Annotated in this window: 8 protein-coding genes, 1 tRNA gene and 1 riboswitch; of the genes, 8 read left to right on the top strand and 1 reads right to left on the bottom strand. The window is 46.9% G+C overall.

Annotated elements, in window-relative coordinates; genetic code table 11:
* Positions 1–84, top strand: a riboswitch (cobalamin riboswitch). This riboswitch is flagged as partial in the annotation.
* 108 nt (positions 85–192) lie between these two features.
* The 6 genes from AB7S66_RS11075 to AB7S66_RS11050 all read left to right on the top strand — a co-directional run bounded on the left by AB7S66_RS11075 (position 193) and on the right by AB7S66_RS11050 (position 4,271).
* The gene (locus AB7S66_RS11075; protein ID WP_428519990.1) at positions 193–2,070 is read left to right on the top strand and encodes a TonB-dependent receptor plug domain-containing protein; all 1,878 of its coding nucleotides are present in this window, start codon (positions 193–195) and stop codon (positions 2,068–2,070) included.
* Positions 2,071–2,073: 3 nt separating this feature from the next.
* The gene (locus AB7S66_RS11070; protein WP_428519988.1) at positions 2,074–2,490 is read left to right on the top strand and encodes a MotA/TolQ/ExbB proton channel family protein; all 417 of its coding nucleotides are present in this window, start codon (positions 2,074–2,076) and stop codon (positions 2,488–2,490) included.
* Entirely contained in the window at positions 2,469–2,825 is a 357-nt protein-coding gene (locus AB7S66_RS11065; RefSeq protein WP_428519986.1) for a biopolymer transporter ExbD, read from the top strand. Before AB7S66_RS11070 ends, AB7S66_RS11065 begins: the two co-directional genes overlap by 22 nt.
* On the top strand, positions 2,818–3,174 hold the full coding sequence (locus tag AB7S66_RS11060; RefSeq protein ID WP_428519984.1) for a biopolymer transporter ExbD: 357 nt from the start codon (positions 2,818–2,820) through the stop codon (positions 3,172–3,174). Before AB7S66_RS11065 ends, AB7S66_RS11060 begins: the two co-directional genes overlap by 8 nt.
* Positions 3,171–3,839, top strand: coding sequence for an energy transducer TonB (locus tag AB7S66_RS11055; RefSeq protein WP_428519982.1), 669 nt, complete (start codon positions 3,171–3,173; stop codon positions 3,837–3,839). Before AB7S66_RS11060 ends, AB7S66_RS11055 begins: the two co-directional genes overlap by 4 nt.
* Positions 3,840–3,992: 153 nt before the next feature.
* Complete coding sequence (locus AB7S66_RS11050) at positions 3,993–4,271, top strand: metal-sensitive transcriptional regulator (RefSeq protein WP_428519980.1); 279 nt, start codon at positions 3,993–3,995, stop codon at positions 4,269–4,271.
* A 31-nt stretch (positions 4,272–4,302) separates the two neighbouring features.
* Here AB7S66_RS11050 and AB7S66_RS11045 read toward each other — a convergent pair.
* Positions 4,303–4,374: transfer RNA gene (locus tag AB7S66_RS11045), tRNA-Val, on the bottom strand.
* A 98-nt stretch (positions 4,375–4,472) separates the two neighbouring features.
* On the opposite strand from AB7S66_RS11045, the gene AB7S66_RS11040 reads away from it, so the two are divergent.
* Both AB7S66_RS11040 and AB7S66_RS11035 read left to right on the top strand, forming a co-directional pair.
* The gene (locus AB7S66_RS11040) at positions 4,473–4,679 is read left to right on the top strand and encodes a heavy-metal-associated domain-containing protein (RefSeq protein ID WP_198891781.1); all 207 of its coding nucleotides are present in this window, start codon (positions 4,473–4,475) and stop codon (positions 4,677–4,679) included.
* On the top strand, positions 4,676–5,440 hold a 765-nt coding region (locus tag AB7S66_RS11035), incomplete at its 3' end, for a cation transporter (RefSeq protein ID WP_428519978.1). The genes AB7S66_RS11040 and AB7S66_RS11035, both read left to right, overlap by 4 nt.

The raw sequence follows: 5,440 nt of genomic DNA, 5'->3' as shown, positions 1-5,440 counted from the left end.
ATGCCATTGTCCCTTCGGGGATGAGAAGGCCTGTCAGTAAGAAGAGTCGTAAGCCAGGAGACGTTTCCAGATAATGATTCTTCGTGGAGAAAGAAACAGCCATGATTATGTATATCGTCCAGATATTGCATATTCCCCTGCACATACTATTTCCACGCAGAATGACCAGACAATACTCGCTGGAGGCTCTTCATGCAGAAGCGCGGAATCTTCTCTCTGGTCTTGTTGCTCACTGTTTTTTCTCTATTTGCAACGCAAGATCTCATTGATCTCGGAACAGCATATGAACTGGTCATTGCTGAAACACCACTTTCCGATGCTGAAACCAATACAGCTTCATCTGTTTCGGTTATCACGCAAGAACAAATTATGGCATACAATGCACAAACAACGGCTGAGTTGGTAGGAAAGGCTATCGGGACTTCCTTCAACTCTGTCGGAGGTCTTGGATCACTCCAGACCGTTGTTATCCGTGGGGCAACTTCTTCCAAAAACCTCATCTATCTTGATGGAGTGCTTCTCTCCTCTGCCCATGACGGGACAGTAGACCTATCCATCATTCCCATTGACATCATTGAACGAATTGAAATTATCAAAAGCGGGCCTGGCAACTTAGGCAGGACCAATGCCATCGGGGGAATGGTCAATATCATAACGAAGAAAGGACAGAAACGTGAAACACCATTCTCACTCTCCTTTGAAAACGGATCTTTTCTTCCACTCACCCATGATACAGATGAACAGAATTGGCAATCTTTGGTAGACAGCCAAAACATAAACGTGACCTACATGAACGAAGGCCTTGTTGCAACTATGGGAGGTCTTGTTGCTCAAAATGCCTTTACCTATCAGGACGGTAATGATACCCGCAAGCTCAGGGAAAACGCAGAAGTGTATGAATGGCATGGAGCGGTGAACTTCGATACAAGTGTTTCAGAAAACATCCAGTTCACAACCCAGAATCTGGCCACCTACAAGAACCTTGGCGTTCCAGGTGGGCTCTCCTTCGGCCTTACCCCGGAGGACTACCAGAAGGACCTGTTCGTCTCCACCACCAATACCATGGAGATTGCAAATGTAAGCGAGTTGCTTGAAACCATCGCTACTCGTCTGCATTACGGGTATGGGAAAACATTCTACCATGACGATGATTATCAAGATAGTACGCACAACAAACACACTGCATCAGTACAGCTGGAAGGAACGTGGGGACTGGGACAATCCTATGCATTGACCACCGATTTTCTTTACAACCTTGACCATGTTGACAGTACAGATGTTGGCAAGAACAACCGACATACTATCTCGACATCTGCCCATGGGAGTCTCTACGTTGGGAACGGAAACATCTCAATCCATCCCAGTGTGAATATCGCCTATCTCAGTGACCTGGAAACATTCTCACCCAATGCATCCTTGGGCGCCATTCTCTCCCTTACAAAGAACACTGAACTGAATACCTCCATCAGTTATGCTGAGAATGTACCTACATTCTCGCAACTCTATTGGCCCTTTATGGGAAATCCCAATCTGAAGACAGAGAAAGGTCTGAATGGGGAAATCGGCATTTCCACAACCAATGGGACAATCACCTATGAGGGGACATTGTTCGGCAGAAATATCTATAATGATATCGCTTATGATGCATCCTGGACTCCACAAAACATTGCTCACAGCGTCTACCTGGGGATTGAACAATCGATGGAACTTGAAATAACGGAAAATTTCAACATACAAATGAGTTATCTCTTCAACAAGAGCCATGATCTCTCAGGTGGGAACACTTTCGCTGATAATGTGGAGGTTTCCAATGTCCGAAAGCATACAGTCAAGGCGGCTTTGTTCTTCTCCCGTGACCTATTCGTAGGCAGCATAAGCACAGAATACCTGGGAAGCACAAACGCACTCGATCCGGCTTTCCTGGTCAACCTCAGTACAAGCATCCAGGTAACCGATGCTTTGAAGGCCTATGTTGCTGTGGACAACCTACTGAACACAGCATACGAGCTGACCAGCGGGTATCCCATGCCAGGGATTAAGATCAGAATTGGGGGAACCGTACGGTTTTAACCTATGGAAATAACCAATCTGATACTGATCATGAAAAAGGGCGGAGCGGTCATGTGGCCGCTCTATGCCCTGCTCATTCTCTCCTTGGTACTCAGTATTGAACGAGGGATTACCCTGTTCCTGATCTGGAAAAACCATTCGGGAATGCATAAGCAAGAGATAAGCCCTGTACTTTCAATACTGGATCTTATAGCCATGATCGCCCCGGTCATCGGATTCCTGGGAACGGTAACCGGCATGATCAATGCATTCAGATCGGTAGCTGAGGCATCTTCAGTACAGCTTCAAGTTATTGCCTCAGGGCTGTACGAAGCGCTGTACACCACGGCATTTGGCTTGATCATCTCCATTTTAGCTACCTTCAGCAGTTTCATACTTGAGACTGTAAGTACCATGTTATGCGAAACCGAAGAAACCTAGGGCAACCAAGTGACATTGCCTTTCTCCTGATCATCTTCTTCCTGCTTCTCTCGGGTATTGCTTCTTCGGGGAGCATACCCATCTCACTTGAGAGTTCAGAAACAACCGAAACTTGGGGAACAGCAATCATCACTCTCACCATCCTGGAAGATGGATCAATACTTCTAGGTGATGAAACGCAAGAGTTGCAATCTATTGCCAAGCTCATCGCATCAGCCAAACATGTTTCCATCATAGTAGAAAGAAACACCTCCTGGCAGCATGTAGTTTCCCTCCTTTCTCTTATTGAGCAGCAGAGCACAGCATCTTTCTCACTGGAGCTTTCCGATGAATAGAAAATACCGCCAGGGTCCCAATTCCACAATTACAGACATAGCCTTCCTCTTGCTCTTGTTCTTTCTCATCCTTGCCATCAGCACCCAGCAGACACCGGTACCGATAAAAGCGGCTTCAGCACACGCAGAGTTCCTTGAGCATACCGATATTCCAACAATCGTTGTCTCGGATACAGGAGAACTCTTCCTGGATGGTTCCCCTACTACTCTTGAATCTATTCCAAGCAAAGTTGAATATGCATTACTTGCAGACAGGGACACTCCTTATGAGATCCTCCATCCAATCATCACATTCCTGGAAAAACATGGTGTAGAAACATTGTATTGTCTTGTGGAGGACCATCCATGAGAGGTATGCAAAGAGTATTCCTGATCATTGTCTTGGTATTTCTATCAATACTGATCCTGTTTATCCCGTTGAAAAGGAATGAAGGAGAAGCAGTCGAAACAGAGGAGGAAATGACCCCAGTAGCCATGCTCTCGATGGAGCGATTACAGCCACCACCTCGTGAACCTGTAGAAACGTTTCAGGAGAAAGTACCAGACACCCCTTCCAAAGAGATTTTTCCTGCTTCAGCAACTACGTTACCTGTTCCTACCGAAGAGGAAACAGGGATGAATGAAGAAGCAGGCCAAAGGCCAGAGAAAACGGCCAAAAGAAATGACCCCCTTGAAGTAGAACAACAGGAACAGAGAGGAGAGGATGGATATTATTACACGATTGACATGGTAACAAACCACCCCCAGTTTGATCTTTCCCTTCTCGCATCAAGGATTGTATATCCCCCTCTTGCAAGACGACAAGGGGAGGAAGGAACGGTACTCTTGCGCCTGTTCATTGATGAGAAAGGGGTTATTGATCGAATCGTTGTAGAGGAAGACCCTGGCTTTGGGTTTGCGGAGGCAGCCATCAAGGCGTTTGCCACACTCCGAGTCAATCCAGCCATCCTTGGCACGTCGCCAGTTCCTGTCACCATCCTCTACCCGATACGTTTTTCCCTACACAACGAGTAACACAGCACAGGCAGATACACATCAATTCATCATACACCATGGGGGTATACAATTGGGGAATAGCATCAAAACGCACCTAAAGGCAATTATAAAGGTATTTATTCCCTTGTTTCCTACTTGACATTATACCCTACGGGGGTATATAAGTAAGATATGATACAGGAAATCAAGACAAAGCTTGATCCTAGGCTTGCCAGGATCGAGGGACAGGTGAAAGGGATTCGGAACATGGTACAGGAAGATCGGTACTGTGTTGATATTCTGCTGCAGCTTTCGGCGGTGATCTCAGCATTGAAGAAAGTTGAGGACATGGTGATGGAAAATCACTTGAATACCTGTGTTGCGGATGCCATGAGAAGCAACGACGGGGATGAACAGAAACAGAAAGTGGGTGAGTTGATGGATGTGATCGCAAAGTTTCGCAGGCAATAAAAAGCAAGCAATCGATTCGACTGCTTGCCTATGGGCGATGCCAGGATTGAACTGGCGACTTCCACGATGTCAACGTGGCACTCTCCCGCTGAGTTAACCGCCCGTGTAAGTACAAGAGGGATAGTAGCGGAAAAACCGTGGTCTGTCTAGTGGTAATGAGAAAAAATCCCCCTCCAGAGGGGATGATAGGAGTATAGATTCATGAAAACAATCATTCTAACCAAGGGAATGCACTGCAATGGATGTGAAACCAGAATGGTGAACGCATTAGAGCAGATAGAAGATATAAAATCTGCCAAGGCTGACGCAAAGAGTGGCAAGGTTGTGATCAAACACAAGAGTGAGGAGACCATCACCGACGCCAAGAGCTTGATCGGTGAAATAGGCTTCGAGGTGGTAGAGTCATGAAGAAAGAGATACAGGTAGGAATCGGTGGGATGACCTGTGCTTCCTGCTCCTCCGCTGTCGAGCGTACACTCAACAAGCTGGAAGGAGTGGAAAAAGCCCAGGTAAACCTTGCCACTGAGACTGCTACCATCTCCTTCGATGAGGATTCACTCGGACTCGAAGGGATCAAGAAAGCGGTCTCCAGAATCGGATATTCGGTTGTCGATAAACTCGATGCAAAGGAGAAGGATGCAGAGAAGCAGAAAGAGCTGAAGGCTCTGGGAAAGCGTCTCACTGTCTCGGCAGTTCTTAGTGTCTTCCTCATGGTCATAGCCATGGGGCCGATGCTTGGTCTCGCACTCCCCTTCTCCATTTTGACCAATGCCCTGCTCCAGATGGTGCTGGCACTCGGTACCATGGTAGCTGGATCAGCGTTCTTCACCAAGGGTTTCTCAACGCTGGTGAAAAGAGAACCCAATATGGACAGCCTGGTAGCGCTGGGAACCTCTGCAAGCTTCCTTTACAGCCTTTGGGGGGTCTCTGAGATATTTATGGGAAACCATATGGCTGCCCATAATCATCTCTACTTTGAAGGAGTTGGTGTGATCATAACCCTGGTGATGCTTGGTCGCTACCTAGAACATCGCAGCAAGGGAAAGACAGGAGAAGCCATCAGGAAACTGATGGAGCTTGCTCCCTCCACTGCAACAGTCTTGCGAGAGGGAAAGCAGGTTGTTATCAGTGCTGATGAAGTACGGATTGACGACATTATCATGGTAAAA

Origin of the sequence: Sphaerochaeta sp. (assembly GCF_050178175.1) — a bacterium.
In the GTDB taxonomy this organism is placed as follows: Bacteria; Spirochaetota; Spirochaetia; order Sphaerochaetales; family Sphaerochaetaceae; genus Sphaerochaeta.
This window is presented reverse-complemented; position numbering and strand designations above follow the sequence as displayed.